This is a genomic window from Paenibacillus lacisoli (genome assembly GCF_030580655.1).
Lineage (GTDB): Bacteria > Bacillota > Bacilli > Paenibacillales > Paenibacillaceae > Paenibacillus > Paenibacillus lacisoli.
This window is the reverse complement of sequence record NZ_JAUQTB010000007.1, coordinates 133,979-148,136: the sequence shown is the minus strand read 5'-3', so window position 1 is coordinate 148,136 and position 14,158 is coordinate 133,979. Positions and strand designations below refer to the sequence as shown.

Here is a 14,158-nt window from a genome sequence, read left to right as displayed (position 1 = left end):
GTCTTTGTCCATGTTAGAATGAAGAGGCTCTCAAATATTATGAACGAAATGGGCGTGTCTGATCATGAAAAGGGTTCTGCTGGTGGAGGATGAGAAAAATCTCGCCCGGTTCATTGAACTTGAACTGCGGCATGAAGGATATGAAGTAACGGTGACTTACGATGGACGGACAGGAATGGAGCTGGCGGCAGATCAGGATTGGGATATCATTCTGCTGGACCTGATGCTGCCGGGCATGAACGGGATCGAGATCTGCCGCCGGCTTCGCCGTACCAAGAAGACACCAATCATGATGCTGACGGCCCGCGACGGTGTCATGGACCGGGTGAATGGCCTCGACAGCGGGGCAGATGACTATATTCCCAAGCCTTTTGCCATCGAGGAGCTGCTAGCTCGAATGCGCTCTCTTCTGCGCCGGGTACAGGATGAAGATGAATCGCAGCTGTTCGTTCACAGTGGACTGGCACTTGATATAGAGGCCCATACCTGCTGCCGGGGGGATCGTCCGATTGAACTAACGAAGCGGGAATTTGAGCTGCTTCATGTGCTGATGCGTAATATTGGACGTGTACTGACAAGGGAAATGCTGCTTGAACTGGTGTGGGGGTACGATACCGAGGTGGAGACAAACGTTGTAGATGTGTATATCCGTTATCTGCGCAGCAAGATTGATGTTCCCGGCGAACCCAGCATCATTCATACGCTGCGCGGAATCGGATATGGAATACGCTGATGGGCCGCTTCCGAATCCGAAGCATCCGGAGCCGGCTGTACCGCCTGCCTATCCGCTGGAAGCTGGCGGTATGGTCGGCCCTGCTGCTGTCCCTGCTGTTCGCCGGATATAACCTGGTTCAATATGTTGTAATCAGTCAATGGCTCGTGAACCAGGAAGAGCAGGCGATCCGTGCCAATCTGGACAGTCTGACGAGTTATTTCGAAGAGAAGAATGCAGATCCGGCCGTCATTCTGGACAGCGGCAGCTTTGTCCATAGTTTGAATCAGAAGTACCAGATGATCCGTATCCTGAGCGCCGATGGCATACCGATCCTTACCCAAACAGATCGTCTGCCTGAGCATTGGGTTGAACCCCGGACAGCCGACAGTACAACCCTGATCAGTTCCTGGCATATGGAGGACCACCTGCTGATCCTGCGCGGCCCGCTTCAGACGAGCCGTTTCAGCGGAACGATCGAAATCGTAACGAATGTCGAGACGACAGACAGGCTGAGTAATATGATGCTGGTCGTGATGTTCATCGGCGGTGCAGCCGCACTCGTCCTCAGTGCTGCTGGCGGCATTTTTCTATCCAGAAAGCTGGTAAAGCCAGTGCAATCCATGGCGGAAACGATGGGGAGGATCAAGCAGAATGGAATGCAGGAAAGGGTGGCTGTCACAGATAACGGAGATGAGCTGTCGGATTTGGCGCGGACGTTTAATGAGCTGATGAGTGAGCTGGAAGCTTCCTTTCAGCAGCAAAAGCAGTTCGTTGAAGACGCCTCCCATGAACTCAGAACGCCGCTGTCGATCGTGGAAGGGCATCTGTCTCTTCTTCGCCGTTGGGGCAAGGATGATCCGGTGATTCTGGAGGAATCGCTGAACGTTTCCCTGCTGGAAATGCAGCGCCTGAAGGGTATTGTTAATGAGCTGCTGGAGCTCAGCCGGGCTGAACAGGAATCCGATCTTCATGGCGTATTGTCTGTGGAGATCGAGCCGGTCATCCGCTTTGTGGTCTCTAACTTTGAACTGCTCCACTCCGATTTTACATTTCACCAGGATATAGATGGGATTCATTCGACCCGGATTCGGATCACTCCGCAGCATCTGGAGCAGGTGCTTGTCATCTTGCTTGATAATGCAGTCAAATATGCCGGTGATTCGACCGATATCAGGATCACTGCCTATACTTCAGTAGCGCAATGGCTGACACTGGAAGTCCAGGATTACGGCATTGGCATACCGCCGGAGGATCTGCCCCATATATTTGACCGTTTCTACCGGGTTGATAAGGCCCGCAGCCGGGCCGCAGGAGGAACGGGGCTCGGCCTCGCTATCGCCGAACGGCTGGTTCGCAGATATGGCGGGCGGATCGAGGCAGACAGTGAGCCGGGGAGCGGAACCGTATTTAGAATCCATTGGCCTTTAGCTTCTGGCTATGCACTGAAGAATCAACCAGAATAACCTAGATGTATAAGCCCCGGTCCATGAGGACCGGGGCTTATTATGTTTCATACCGTTCTTCACTTATTCGGAATTGGCAGAGGCAGAGCGGTCTTTCCATATCTTGAGTTCAATGGCTTCATAGAAATGGATCAGGGCGGACACTCCTCTATGGATGGAGCGGCTGTATTGCAGCAGGACATATACGCCGGCGGCAGACAGAATGCCCACCAGAGCGCCAGCGAGAACATCTGTTGGATAATGAACGCCGGTATACACCCTGGAGAAGGATATGACAGCCGCTAACAGCAGCCAGACCCAGCGCATACGGCCCCGGTTCAGCACGAATGCTGCGGCCAGGGCAAACGTCGCGATGGCATGGTCGCTGGGAAATGAGGCATTGGCCGGGTGCTTGATCAGTTGAATAACGGCATGCGCGGCAAAGGGGCGGTCACGATAGAAGAGATGGCCCAGGATGAAGCTGATGCCTAATCCGATGCATGCCGCGACAGCGGCTTGGATCACCATTCTGCGGTTGGTGTCTGACCGGGTGAACCAGTACACCAGCAGACCCAGGGCAAACAGATACTGCGCATCTTGTGCTAGAAAGCTCATCAAGCCGTTCAGTGCGGGATGTAGAGCAGCCTGCTCATTGATCATGTGAAATAGTCGATAATCCAGTTCGTTCATAGTCATTGCTTTTTTCTCCTTGTTGTTCTGTATTTGACGGTAGGCTCGATTATAGACCTGTCGAATGGCAGGTACATTAAAAAAAGATTAGAGAATGATGAGAGAAGGGCCTTTGACGGCATGGCGGCCTTTCTCATCAGCTTTTAATGAAGACGGTCTATAGTGGGTAACCATAGGATAGGCCTATACATTATCGCGACGAGAACCGAGGATGAAAGCTATGGACTACATTTTGACACTGCTGCACCAATACGGATATATCATTATTTTCATTGCGCTTGCTCTGGAAATGCTGGCCCTGCCGCTTCCAGGGGAGATGCTGATGAGCTATACAGGGTTGTTCGTCTATCAGGGACAGCTGAGCTGGTCTTTAAGTATTGCTGCTGCCGGAGCAGGGCTGATTGCCGGTGTGACATCCTCGTACTGGATTGGACTGCGGCTCGGCAAACCGTTTGTCAGCAAATACGGGTCCCGTGTCCATTTGGGAGAGGAGCAGCTGGCGCGAATGTCCGTATGGTTTGAGAAATACGGGGACAAGCTGCTGTTTTTTTCCTTTTTTATACCGGGTGTCCGTCATGTTACCGGCTATTTTTGCGGGGTTACCCGGATGCCGTTCAGACGATATGCAGCATATGCCTATTCAGGCGGGGTGTTCTGGGTAGGTTTATTTATCTCTTTGGGCACCATACTTGGGCCGAAATGGGAGGCTTACCACGGCACCGTCAACAGATACATGCTGATTTTTGGGGCAGCCTCTCTGCTGATTTCCCTGCTGGTGTACATCATTCGTAAATATAAATCGCATATCGTGGAGTTCACGTTGAACCTGCTGAAGCGGGGAATCGAACATTTTCAATCCCTGGGTAAGGTTCGCTTTGTGGTCCTGGCCGCATTTATCCTCTTTGCCGGATTCTTCTCTCTGATGCTTGGCTTGATCCAGGATTACTTTGCCCATGAATTCAGCCAGTTCGATGAGATCGTAACCTACTTGGTCCAGACAACCTTCGGACCGGGATGGCATAGATGGATGAACGGTTGCCTGCAGCTGGGCTCATTCGAGTTCTATCTGCCGGTGCTGGTATTGACAGCACTCTGGATTGTGGCGCGAGGCCGCAACAGGCTGCTAGAGCTTGTATTCCTGGTATGGGCAGCCGGCGGCGGCGAACTGCTGGATGAAGGCTTGAGGGTATTGTTTCATCGGCATGGCCCGAACGGGGGCGGTACCAGCCTCCTGAACACCTTTCCAAGTGAGCAGACACTGATCTCCATGACGGTATGCGGTTTTTCAGCCTATTTGATCCTGCGGCATACCCGCAGTCTGATTCTGCGCCCGTTCGTCATCGGTGCTGTCCTGGCAGTCTGTCTGCTGATCGGCATTAGCCGGATCGATATGCAGTTGTTGTTTCCGAGTGATGTCGCCGCGGGGTATGTCTTCGGGGGCGTATGGCTCAGCCTGAATATTATGCTGCTGGAGATTGTGAGAGAGCTTCAGGATAACGGCAGAATGCTGCTCGGAGCAGGAAAAGAAGCCTGAGAAAGGGATGGGAATTTCTGCACTTGAGCATAATGAGGGTAAGCGGCCGGGCTGCGATGACAAACGCTGGGAGTGTAACTATGCAGGAACATCTGATTATTCTTGTTCGCAGTATTTCAGCATTACTGATCCTACTCGTGATCACCCGTATTTTGGGTAAACAGACACTTTCGAATATGAACTTCCATGAGTTTGTAACAGCTGTAATTCTGGGTGCAATCGCGGCCAATCTGGCCTTTAACGAGAAAATGCAGGTCTCTCACCTGATCATCTCTCTGGCCGTATTTACCATAACGTCTTACCTTCTATCCAAGGCTGCACTCCGCAGCCGGAAGCTTCGGATGTGGATTGCAGGAACGCCTACGGTTCTGGTCGAAGGCGGCGTTATTCTGGAGGATAACCTGAAGAAAAACAAGCTGACGCTGGATTCCCTGAATCAGATGCTGCGCGAGAAGGACATCTTTGATCTGGAAGAAGTGGAATATGTTCTGCTCGAGATCAATGGCGAGATCTCCGTGATGAAGAAGAGCGCGTACAAGCCGGTGACGGCGAAGGATATGAAGCTGCAGCAGGGCCAAGCACTACAATTTCCGATTGAGCTTATTATGGACGGGAAGATTGTTGAGGGGAACTTGCAGGCGAATCATATCAAGAAGGACTGGTTGTTGTCCGAGCTTCATTCCCGCCAGAAGAAAGTGGAGGATGTGTTCTATGCCGTAAAAGGCAGCAGCGGCCAGCTGTACATGGATTTCTATCAGGATGACATCAAGCAGCCGATCGATATGGAATAAGCTCATCTTAGCGGTGATAACAACTGCAAAGATGAGTTTTTTATTGTTCAGGAAAAGGAGGGATATGGTTACATCCTGTATACTTGCCAACACTATTGTGCGTTCTTGTGGCTGCATAGTAACTGAAATATAATCCGGTTATACGAAGTGGATACAGGAGGGGAAAGCAATGAGCACACCTATACATAAAGAAGACGTACTGAAGGCTTTTGCATTCAGACATGCAGCGAAGGAGTTTGATCCTTCCCGAAAAATCAGCGGTGAAGATATCCAGTATATCCTTGATACCGCAAGATTATCTCCCAGTTCGCTTGGACTGGAGCCTTGGCGGTTCGTTGTCATCCAAAACTCTAAATTGCGTGAGAAATTGCGTGCCGTAAGCTTCGGGGCGCAAGGTCAGCTGCCAACGGCCAGCCATTTTGTGCTGCTTCTTGCACGCAAGGACGGTCGTTATGATTCCGAATACTTCTGGAAGCAGATGACCGATGTGCAGCAAATGCCGGAAGAAACGGCTGCGCAGCTTTTGAGCGGCCCCTACAAACATTTTCAGGAGCAGAATCTGAATCTCATGGAATCTAAGCGTGCTTTGTTTGACTGGGCTTCCAAGCAGACTTACATTGCTCTGGGCAATATGATGACAAGCGCAGCACTAATCGGTATTGATTCATGTCCAATCGAAGGCTTTGACCAGCAGAGTGTGGATGCTATTCTTCAGGAGGAGGGACTCCTCGAGAACGGCAGCTACGGGATTAGTGTGATGGCCGCTTTTGGATATCGTGTTCGAGAACCACGGAGTCAGCGCAGAAGAGAAGCCGCAGATGTCATTCAGTGGGTTCATTAAAATGAAGGCCCTGCTCTCATCAATGAGAGCAGGGCCTTTTGGCAATATTTTAGAAGTCAAAGTTATCCGGATCAGGGCCTACCCGGCGGTTTTCGTTCAGCGCATCTATACGGTCCATTTCTTCCGCTGTCAGCTGAAAATCAAAAATCGAGGCATTCTCTATGATCCGGTGCTTCTTAGTGGATTTCGGAATCGTAACTACGCCATGCTGCAGATCCCATCGTAAAATCACTTGAGCAACAGACTTATGATGCAGGCCGGCAATTTCCTGCAGCAGCGGATGGTCCAGCAGCTGGCCCTGCATGAGGGGAGACCAGGCTTCCAGCTGAATCTGATTAGAGCGGGTATAGCTCAGCAGCTCTTTTTGGGTCAGCAGCGGATGGAATTCCACTTGGTTGACCATCGGTACGATCTGAGCATCCTGAAGCAGGTCTTCCAGATGATGAACCTGGAAGTTGCTTACACCGATTGCTTTGACACGTCCTTGATTATACAAGGTTTCGAGTGCTCTCCATGCATCCTTATATTTACCGGCTACCGGCCAGTGAATCAGGTAGAGGTCGAGGTAGTCCAGTCCCAGCTTGTTCAGACTGGTCTCAAAAGCAGCCAACGTCTCTTCATAACCGAGATCGGCATTCCATACCTTAGATGTAATGAACAGATCCTCCCGGTTCAGATTGTTCTCCACCAGGGCAGCAGCAATGCCTTGACCGACACTGCGCTCGTTGGCATAGATGGCAGCAGTGTCGATGCTGCGATAGCCGAAGGCTGCAGCATCGCGGATTGCACGCACCAGATCCTCGCCCTCCTCGACCTGGAATACGCCCAGCCCGAACCATGGCATGACTGTGCCGTTATGGAGTTGCGTCGTTTCTTTCCGATGTGCAGCAGGTTGAATATGTGACATGAAATGATTCCTCCGGTTTCGTTAAATTGTAGTTTGGATCAATTAAGATCTAATTCGTTGAGTTACTGCAATACGTTATCCTGCCTCCCGGGGCGCTCAAGCAGCAGACTCCAGCCCGTGAGCAGGACAGCTGCAGTAACCATTAACCCGCCGATCCAGGCGGTATGGATGATGCCCCAGGAATCTGTGATCCTCCCGCCGAGATAGGCACCAAGCGCGATACCGGCATTGAAGGCAGCGATGTTAACGGCGGAAGCAACGTCCACGGCTTTGGGTGCATAACGTTCGGCCAGTGTCACAACATATACCTGCAGACCCGGCACATTCATGAACGCGAGCAGGCCCATAGCGAAGATCGTTATAAGGCCGGCAGCTTTGAAGGGAGCCGTGAAGGTCAGTAAGAACAGAATAACGGCCTGGAAGATGAACATGTATAGCAGGGCTTTGAGCGGCTTGCGGTTGGCCGCTTTTCCGCCGATGACGTTCCCGACCGCGATGGCAATCCCGTAGAGCAGCAGAATCAAAGCGACCGTGCTCTCCTTGAAGCCGGTAACGTCATGCAGCAGCGGGGATAGATAGGTGAAGACAACGAAAGTACCGCCATATCCCAGCGCTGTGATCAGGAAGGCTAGCAGCAGCCGTCCATTCGTAACGAGCTTGATCTGTTCACGAACCGGTGTGGAAGTTCCTTTGCGCAGATCTGATGGAACGAGCAGCATATTGCCGATAAAGGCGATAACACCAATGACAACAATGGCGATAAAGGCTGCTCGCCAGCCCAGCTGCTGCCCGATGAATGTGCCGAGCGGCACACCGGTTACCGTGGCTACGGTAAGACCGGAGAACATGATGGCAATGGCGCTTGCCCGGCGATTCTCGGGCACAAGATCGGCTGCGATGGTAGAGCCAATGGACATGAAGACCCCATGGGCCAGAGCCGAGATGACACGGGCGACGAGCAGCAGTGTGATGCCGCCGGCAGCGGCAGCCAAGCTGTTGCCGAGAATGAAGACAAGCATGATCCCGAGCAGCAGGGTCTTACGCGGGATCCCGGACGTTAACGACGTGAGGACTGGAGCGCCAAAGGTAACGCCCAGAGCATATAAAGTGACGGTCAGCCCGGTCAGGGTTACCGATATATTCAGGTCTTGAGCAATCAGCGGGAGCAGTCCCACACTGATAAATTCGGTTGTACCAATCGCAAAGGCGCTAATTGCGAGCGCGAGCAGTGCCAATGTACTTCTTCGGGTATTCAACTGCATGGTTTCCACTCCTATATGGTCATTACCGGCCGGTGAATGTTATTATGTACTCAACGAGCAGTTATGAACAGTACGTACTTTGAAGTACTATAGGTACCGAAAAGTTCCTATACCGTATGAACTCTGACAGACCTGGAGGTAGAACCGCATTGATTACGAAGAAAAAATATAATATATCCGTCGAAGCGACCCTGGAGGTTATCGGAGGGAAATGGAAGACGGTCATTTTATGTCATTTGACGCATGGTAAAAAAAGAACAAGCGATCTGCGGAGACTGATGCCTGCAATTACGCAGAAGATGCTGACCCAGCAGCTCCGTGAACTGGAGGAGGACGGGATCGTCAACCGGATCAGTTACAATCAAGTGCCGCCGAAGGTGGAATATGAGCTCACCGAGTATGGCTGGAGCCTGAAGCCGATCCTGGATTCCTTATGCTCATGGGGAGAGCAGCATATCGTGAAGGAGTACGGAGACAAATTTACTGTGCTGGAAGACAATATCCTCAACAAGGTTGATATGAACAGATATGATGAGTAGAACAAGCAGACAGTTTTAGGATACAGGCGGCCGTATGGCCGCTTTTTTGCTGTATTTAGCTGGGAAAGCAGATTTGGCGGAAGTGAGTTACAGGAATTCCCATCGGGTATGTCGAAGGATGTCAGGCAGATCAAAGGGGGATTCAGAAAATGGTAACGAATGAAACCGAACAAGCAAGAAAAAATGTAAGAGGAGGATGGATCAGGCGGGTTACTGCATGCGCTGCGGCTGTTCTCCTCGTCATGACTGGAGGGATGGCGGCTAACCTTACAGCCGGTGCCTCAAAGGTATCTGCGGATGATACCAGTTCCGGTTATACAACGGACCAGCAGGAGGCACTGCGTTTCCTTAATGCCGTTCGAGCACAGACAGGTGTGCCGCCGGTCACACTCCATCCAGCTATTACCCGGGCTGCTGTGGCCCATGCTTCCTACTACAATGAGAATAAGGATGAGCACTCTGGTCTGAGCGCCCATTCAGAGACGGCGGGCACACCCGGTTTTACAGGAAAAACCTCAATCGATCGAATGAAGGCGGCAGGGTGGACGTCTGGCGGAAGGGGTTATGCCTACGGTGAAGTCATGCATTTCGGCCAGCCTGACAGTTCAACGGCAGTTCAGGGATGGCTGGACACCGCGTACCACCGGAAGATCATTCTAAGTCCCCGGTATAATGAGGTTGGCATAGGTCTGGTGCAGGGGACGGCCGTGATTGATCTGGGCGGTCCAGGGGGAGCCTCTCCGATCTCAAGAGGTATTTCAGTCTATCCGTATGACCATCAGACGAATGTTCCGGTTGGATTCTATGGCCGTGAGAATCCTAATCCTCTGGATCAATATGGTGTGGAGTACTCAGGGTATATCATCTCTGCTACTGCGCCTACGGGTATCTCTTCCTATCAGGCAGTGATCCGAGATGAGACAAGCACCGAGGTTCCCTTTTATGATGAGCTGGACGGCGATACGCTGTTCCTCTATCCCAAATCCGTCCTTAAAGGTCATCACACGTATACCGTCCGCTTGAGCTGGCAGACCCAAAATTCAGATATGCAGATCAAAACCTGGAGCTTTACAACCGGAAAAGGACACAGCCTTGCACAGCTCGAGCCCGTGCTTCCCGAAGTCACACTAAATGAAGGCGGACTGCTGCAGCTCAAGTTCCGGGGAAGATACGATGATGGCGTTACTGAAGCTGTAGACAGCGGCGTTACCTACATAAGCAGTAATCCGAAACTCCTACAAATCTCGGCTGCCGGAAAAATTACCGGGGCACGGGCAGGTGAATACACCGTTAAAGCAATAAAGGACGGCAAGTCGGCTCAAGTAAAAGTGAAGGTATATCCGAAGTGGAAAACAAAAGTCTACAGCAGTGTGAAGCAAATGCCGTCTGATCTTTCAGGACATCCCCTGAGATCAAGCCTGGAATGGGGGCTTGCCAACGGAATCATAACGCCTTCCTCTGATCATCTGGTAAAACCGAATGAAACGATCAGCGAGGCTGAATTCTGGACGATGCTTCTAAAAGCCTATAAGGTAAACATCCAGAGCTATCAGCCTGCCAAAACCAAGCATTGGGCTGACGCTGCTTATCTCATCGCCAAAGAGCGTAATTATCCGTTAAGCGGGATAAACAATGCTGCGGCACGAAGCGGCAGCATCACTCGGGGGAAGGTTGCTGAGATTGCTGCAGCAGCTGACGGTTGGAATGTTAAAGGGACAGCTGCGATTCAATATGTAATGGCCCAAGATTACATCCGCGGGGTTTCTGAGTTGTCGATTTCAGGTTTTGAAGGCTCCAGATTGATTACACGCGCCGATGCACTATACCTGATTCAACAATTACAGCAGAAAATGAGTGAACTCCGGGGTCGCCCTGCTGCTCCAACCCCGGTATCTTCGCTTCCGCCTTTGCCGCCGAGACAGCTGTATATCAAGCCGGCCATATTGGAAGACCGATCGATGTTCGCCGAATACAAGGAAGACCGGAAGCTCATCGTCGAAGGTAAGTTTTCTGCATTTGCCGGTCAGACGCTGACATTCAAAGTTCAGGAGAAGGCTCAGGTGTCCAAGCACATAGAAGATGTCAGTGTCACGCTGGACAGCCAGGGATTTTTCCGGATGGAGTCAGGGCCCTATACACCCGATGCGCTGAATTTATATTTGTACACCCCAGAAATCATCTATTACCTGTCCGTGCAGCAAAATACGATGAATGATGCAAAGTATGGGGTAAGATAAGAGTTTTTTTCGTTTGCCAAGCTTCATATATACAGTCTCAAGCGGCCGAGTCGATTTCGGCCGCTTTTGTGATTCGTCTTACCTTTCTGGTAATCCTTCGGCCGACGGGTTAAATACATAGTAGATCCATTTGCAGCAATTAAATTGAAAGCGAGGGATAAGAATGAAAGCGATCGTTATTGATCAATTTGGAGATGCTAATGTACTGCAGGAGCGTGACCTGCCGACGCCCGAGCTTGGGCCTACCGAGGTATTGGTGGAGCTGCGCGCGACATCCATCAATCCGATAGACTGGAAGCGTCGGGAAGGGGCCCTGGGCGAAGACAAGGAAGGGCTGTTTCCCGTCATTTTAGGCGGGGATGCCGCGGGAATTGTCCGTAAGACGGGCTCGGATGTTACTTCGTTTAAGGCCGGAGACCGGGTGTACGCGGCCCCTCAGAAGAGCGGTAACGGCACGTATGCCGAATACGCAGCGGTTGATCAATCCGAGCTGGCCGTGATACCGGAAGAGCTGGATTTCGCCGAAGCAGCCGCTATTCCACTCGCAGGCTTAACAGCCTATCAGGGATTGGTGGATTACGGAAAGGTTCAACCGGGTGATAAAGTGCTGATCCATGCCGGCTCCGGCGGCGTTGGTACATTAGCCATCCAGATCGCCAAGCACCTGGGTGCTGAAGTGGCATCAACTGCGAGCGGGACCCATGAAGAGCTGCTGCGTTCACTGGGAGTCGATCATTTTATTAACTATAAGGAAGAGAGCTTCGAGGAAATATTATCCGGCTACGATATGGTGCTCGATACGATGGGCGGAGAGATTCAAGACAAGAGCTTTCAGGTATTGAAGCCGGGAGGACGTCTGGTATCCACGCTGGAGAAGCCGGATGAGGAGAAAGCTGCAGCCAAGGGGATCGAAGGCTCACATTTTATGATGAAGAGCAATGGCAACCAGCTGACCCAGATATCCCGTCTGGTGGAGCAGGAGAAGTTGAAGCCGGTGATCGGGGAGAGATATTCCTTTGGTGAAGAGGGGCTGCGCAAAGCTCATCGGCAGAGCGAGACCCATCACAGCCGCGGCAAAATCATCGTTACTATATCTTAACCGGTACTATATCTTAACCGTTACTATATCTGAATCTTGATCTTAATCTTGGCCTAATCTTGGTTTAATCGTAAAAACAGAATCTCCGAATCAGGGGTTCTAAGAATAGGGCGTACAGCCGCAGCGATGTTTGTATCATGCACCATTGGGTAACTATAGATAAGGGCAAGATAAACGTACATGATGAAGGAGGAATCAACCATGGATAAGAATGTTCAGGACGAATCCAAGCTGCGCAACAAGATCAATGAAGAAGGCGATTCCTTGATGGAGAAGGAAAAAATGCGCAACGGTGTCGATATTGAGCCGGAAGCAGATGAGTGGGTGGCTAAGCCGTCCCCGCAGGCCTTTGATAACAGCAAGTCTTCTGACAAATAAAATAGGTGAATGACAGCCGGTACCGCGATTTGCGGTGCCGGCTTTTTTTGTGCTGCAGTATTTTCATTATTCCTAACAGGCCGTGCACCATGAGAGGACTGGTCGAATTATGCAGCAGGCTCATGTATAATTTTCAATATATTGGATTGAGATTTAAAATTAGCTCGATATCAGATGTGCTGGAGGAATGAAATGATCATATGGATCAATGGCGCTTTTGGGGCCGGGAAAACATCTGCAGCAGAAGAGCTGCAGCGCAGACTGCCGGGTTCTTATCTGTTTGATCCCGAGAACGCCGGTTATTATATTCGCGATAATTTGCCTCAGGAAGCCTTGTTTGCAGATTTTCAGGATTTCCCGATGTGGCGCAGCTTCAATTACGAAATGCTGTCTTATCTGAATGTAAAAGCACAAGGGCCGGTTATCGTGCCTATGACATTGGTGAATGAAAAGTATTTTGATGAAATTGTTGGCCGGCTGCGAGCAGATGGTGTGATAGTCTGCCATTTCGCCTTAATAGCTCCGCCGTCCGTCCTGCAGCAGCGGCTGCTGGGCCGGGGCGAAGCGGAGGGGGCATGGCCGTTCCGGCAGATTGAACGCTGTACCCAAGCTCTAAGCCGGGACCTGTTTCAAAATCCTATAGATACCTGTCATAAGACCACACAGCAGGTGGTCGATGATATTATGCTGTCATTAGGACATTCATTCGATATTTGATATGTACGCTTTTGCTGATTACTCCGGTGCAGCATCCTTGTCCCAGCAGAGGAAGCATATCGCACTGTCAGTCTATGACCGGACGGAAGAACATTACGAGGAACAGATAGGACTGACCCGTGAAGAACTTATGGATTCAGTGATCGCACTCCTCAATCGTGCACAGGAGCAGCGCAGGCGGGTTATTTTCGGCTTCGATCACAATTATTCGTTTCCCATTGGTTTCTATGAGGCATTGTTCCAAGAGCCGCCTTCCAGCTGGAAGGCAAGCCTGGAACGAATTTCGGGAATGCTCGATGCCTGCAGAGATCCGCTCAATGGAGAGCTTGCTCCCCGCAGATGGGCCAGGCAGGTCAATGAGAAGCTGTCGGGGAGCTGTGGAATCCCCGGCGGCCCTTTCTGGGGACCGCGCTTCGCGCCCAAGCCGCTTCCTGAATGGTTCCGCATGCTGCCTGAACGAAGATGGGTTGAACAGCGGGACAACCGGATGAAGTCAATCTATCAGATTAGCGGGATTGGCTCGGTGGGCCAGCAGTCGTTGTATGGGATGCATTATCTGAGCAGGCTTCTGAATGCTTGTGACGCGCTGGGGATCCCGGTTCATGTCTGGCCGCAGCAGGGAGTGAATCTTCCACCAGACAGCCATGTACTTGTTGAAGTATATCCCACGCTGTACTGGAAAGCGCTATCCCGAACCGGCCAACGCAGTGACCGGGGGGATGCGCGTGCTTGTGTGGACTGGATCAGCCAGGAGGACGCCAACGGGAATCTGGCTCACTGGATGGATCTGGCGGTGCTTCCGGATCAAATACTTGAGACACTGCCGTTGGAAGGCTGGGTCTTGGGGGTAAAGGAACTAGAGACAGGAGCGAAGAACACATGGTGAACATTCGAATCCGTCATCCATGGATAAAGTCCCGTCTGGCTTATGCGGCTGCCACGCTGACAGTCGTGATACTGGGGCTGGCCAGCCGCCGGTGGGCTGTATATCTTCCGGAGTGAGCAG

The 14,158-nt window shown here is 51.5% G+C and carries 15 protein-coding genes; 12 read left to right on the top strand and 3 right to left on the bottom strand.

What is annotated here, in order from left to right; translation table 11 throughout:
* Nucleotides 1-64 precede the first annotated feature (64 nt).
* Nucleotides 65-733: a response regulator transcription factor gene (locus Q5741_RS13840; protein WP_305024686.1), complete on the top strand. Its 669-nt coding sequence runs from the start codon at nucleotides 65-67 to the stop codon at nucleotides 731-733.
* Nucleotides 733-2,178 carry a HAMP domain-containing sensor histidine kinase gene (locus Q5741_RS13835; protein WP_305024685.1) on the top strand — a complete coding sequence of 482 codons (1,446 nt, stop codon included), beginning with the start codon at nucleotides 733-735 and terminating at the stop codon, nucleotides 2,176-2,178. The genes Q5741_RS13840 and Q5741_RS13835 overlap by 1 nt, the downstream gene beginning before the upstream one ends.
* 63 nt (nucleotides 2,179-2,241) lie before the next feature.
* On the opposite strand, the gene Q5741_RS13830 is transcribed toward Q5741_RS13835, so the two are convergent.
* Nucleotides 2,242-2,853 (bottom strand): undecaprenyl-diphosphatase, encoded by a 612-nt coding sequence (locus Q5741_RS13830; protein ID WP_305024684.1) that lies wholly within the window; start codon nucleotides 2,851-2,853, stop codon nucleotides 2,242-2,244.
* A gap of 214 nt (nucleotides 2,854-3,067) precedes the next feature.
* On the opposite strand from Q5741_RS13830, the gene Q5741_RS13825 reads away from it, so the two are divergent.
* The 3 genes from Q5741_RS13825 to Q5741_RS13815 all read left to right on the top strand — a co-directional run bounded on the left by Q5741_RS13825 (nucleotide 3,068) and on the right by Q5741_RS13815 (nucleotide 6,013).
* On the top strand, nucleotides 3,068-4,381 hold the full coding sequence (locus Q5741_RS13825; protein ID WP_305024683.1) for a VTT domain-containing protein: 1,314 nt from the start codon (nucleotides 3,068-3,070) through the stop codon (nucleotides 4,379-4,381).
* An 80-nt stretch (nucleotides 4,382-4,461) separates the two neighbouring features.
* Nucleotides 4,462-5,172, top strand: a complete 711-nt coding sequence (locus Q5741_RS13820; RefSeq protein WP_305024682.1) for a DUF421 domain-containing protein — start codon at nucleotides 4,462-4,464, stop codon at nucleotides 5,170-5,172.
* A gap of 169 nt (nucleotides 5,173-5,341) precedes the next feature.
* Complete coding sequence (locus tag Q5741_RS13815; RefSeq protein WP_305024681.1) at nucleotides 5,342-6,013, top strand: NAD(P)H-dependent oxidoreductase; 672 nt, start codon at nucleotides 5,342-5,344, stop codon at nucleotides 6,011-6,013.
* Nucleotides 6,014-6,062: 49 nt separating this feature from the next.
* Here the strand turns inward: Q5741_RS13815 and Q5741_RS13810 are convergent, their stop codons facing one another.
* The gene (locus Q5741_RS13810) at nucleotides 6,063-6,920 is read right to left on the bottom strand and encodes an aldo/keto reductase (protein ID WP_305024680.1); all 858 of its coding nucleotides are present in this window, start codon (nucleotides 6,918-6,920) and stop codon (nucleotides 6,063-6,065) included.
* Between the two features lie 62 nt (nucleotides 6,921-6,982).
* Nucleotides 6,983-8,182: an MFS transporter gene (locus Q5741_RS13805; RefSeq protein ID WP_305024679.1), complete on the bottom strand. Its 1,200-nt coding sequence runs from the start codon at nucleotides 8,180-8,182 to the stop codon at nucleotides 6,983-6,985.
* Nucleotides 8,183-8,334: 152 nt separating this feature from the next.
* Here Q5741_RS13805 and Q5741_RS13800 point away from each other — a divergent pair, with 152 nt between their 5' ends.
* The 7 genes from Q5741_RS13800 (at nucleotide 8,335) to Q5741_RS13770 (ending at nucleotide 14,154) form a co-directional block, all read left to right on the top strand.
* The gene (locus tag Q5741_RS13800; RefSeq protein WP_305024735.1) at nucleotides 8,335-8,721 is read left to right on the top strand and encodes a winged helix-turn-helix transcriptional regulator; all 387 of its coding nucleotides are present in this window, start codon (nucleotides 8,335-8,337) and stop codon (nucleotides 8,719-8,721) included.
* A 149-nt stretch (nucleotides 8,722-8,870) separates the two neighbouring features.
* The gene (locus tag Q5741_RS13795; protein ID WP_305024678.1) at nucleotides 8,871-10,958 is read left to right on the top strand and encodes a CAP domain-containing protein; all 2,088 of its coding nucleotides are present in this window, start codon (nucleotides 8,871-8,873) and stop codon (nucleotides 10,956-10,958) included.
* 163 nt (nucleotides 10,959-11,121) lie between these two features.
* Nucleotides 11,122-12,057 carry an NADP-dependent oxidoreductase gene (locus tag Q5741_RS13790; RefSeq protein WP_305024677.1) on the top strand — a complete coding sequence of 312 codons (936 nt, stop codon included), beginning with the start codon at nucleotides 11,122-11,124 and terminating at the stop codon, nucleotides 12,055-12,057.
* Between the two features lie 201 nt (nucleotides 12,058-12,258).
* Nucleotides 12,259-12,435 (top strand): hypothetical protein, encoded by a 177-nt coding sequence (locus tag Q5741_RS13785; RefSeq protein ID WP_305024676.1) that lies wholly within the window; start codon nucleotides 12,259-12,261, stop codon nucleotides 12,433-12,435.
* A gap of 192 nt (nucleotides 12,436-12,627) precedes the next feature.
* Nucleotides 12,628-13,152 (top strand): AAA family ATPase, encoded by a 525-nt coding sequence (locus Q5741_RS13780; RefSeq protein WP_305024675.1) that lies wholly within the window; start codon nucleotides 12,628-12,630, stop codon nucleotides 13,150-13,152.
* 37 nt (nucleotides 13,153-13,189) lie between these two features.
* Nucleotides 13,190-14,038, top strand: coding sequence for a hypothetical protein (locus Q5741_RS13775; RefSeq protein WP_305024674.1), 849 nt, complete (start codon nucleotides 13,190-13,192; stop codon nucleotides 14,036-14,038).
* Nucleotides 14,032-14,154, top strand: a complete 123-nt coding sequence (locus tag Q5741_RS13770; protein WP_305024673.1) for a hypothetical protein — start codon at nucleotides 14,032-14,034, stop codon at nucleotides 14,152-14,154. The genes Q5741_RS13775 and Q5741_RS13770 overlap by 7 nt, the downstream gene beginning before the upstream one ends.
* Nucleotides 14,155-14,158 lie beyond the last annotated feature (4 nt).

What these genes read in the sequence shown, in the direction of transcription:
- Q5741_RS13840 (WP_305024686.1), top strand. Translation starts at nt 65, where the DNA reads ATGAAAAGGGTTCTGCTGGTGGAGGATGAGAAAAATCTCGCCCGGTTC.
- Q5741_RS13835 (WP_305024685.1), top strand. Translation starts at nt 733, where the DNA reads ATGGGCCGCTTCCGAATCCGAAGCATCCGGAGCCGGCTGTACCGCCTG.
- Q5741_RS13830 (WP_305024684.1), bottom strand. Translation starts at nt 2,853, where the DNA reads ATGACTATGAACGAACTGGATTATCGACTATTTCACATGATCAATGAG.
- Q5741_RS13825 (WP_305024683.1), top strand. Translation starts at nt 3,068, where the DNA reads ATGGACTACATTTTGACACTGCTGCACCAATACGGATATATCATTATT.
- Q5741_RS13820 (WP_305024682.1), top strand. Translation starts at nt 4,462, where the DNA reads ATGCAGGAACATCTGATTATTCTTGTTCGCAGTATTTCAGCATTACTG.
- Q5741_RS13815 (WP_305024681.1), top strand. Translation starts at nt 5,342, where the DNA reads ATGAGCACACCTATACATAAAGAAGACGTACTGAAGGCTTTTGCATTC.
- Q5741_RS13810 (WP_305024680.1), bottom strand. Translation starts at nt 6,920, where the DNA reads ATGTCACATATTCAACCTGCTGCACATCGGAAAGAAACGACGCAACTC.
- Q5741_RS13805 (WP_305024679.1), bottom strand. Translation starts at nt 8,182, where the DNA reads ATGCAGTTGAATACCCGAAGAAGTACATTGGCACTGCTCGCGCTCGCA.
- Q5741_RS13795 (WP_305024678.1), top strand. Translation starts at nt 8,871, where the DNA reads ATGGTAACGAATGAAACCGAACAAGCAAGAAAAAATGTAAGAGGAGGA.
- Q5741_RS13790 (WP_305024677.1), top strand. Translation starts at nt 11,122, where the DNA reads ATGAAAGCGATCGTTATTGATCAATTTGGAGATGCTAATGTACTGCAG.
- Q5741_RS13785 (WP_305024676.1), top strand. Translation starts at nt 12,259, where the DNA reads ATGGATAAGAATGTTCAGGACGAATCCAAGCTGCGCAACAAGATCAAT.
- Q5741_RS13780 (WP_305024675.1), top strand. Translation starts at nt 12,628, where the DNA reads ATGATCATATGGATCAATGGCGCTTTTGGGGCCGGGAAAACATCTGCA.
- Q5741_RS13770 (WP_305024673.1), top strand. Translation starts at nt 14,032, where the DNA reads ATGGTGAACATTCGAATCCGTCATCCATGGATAAAGTCCCGTCTGGCT.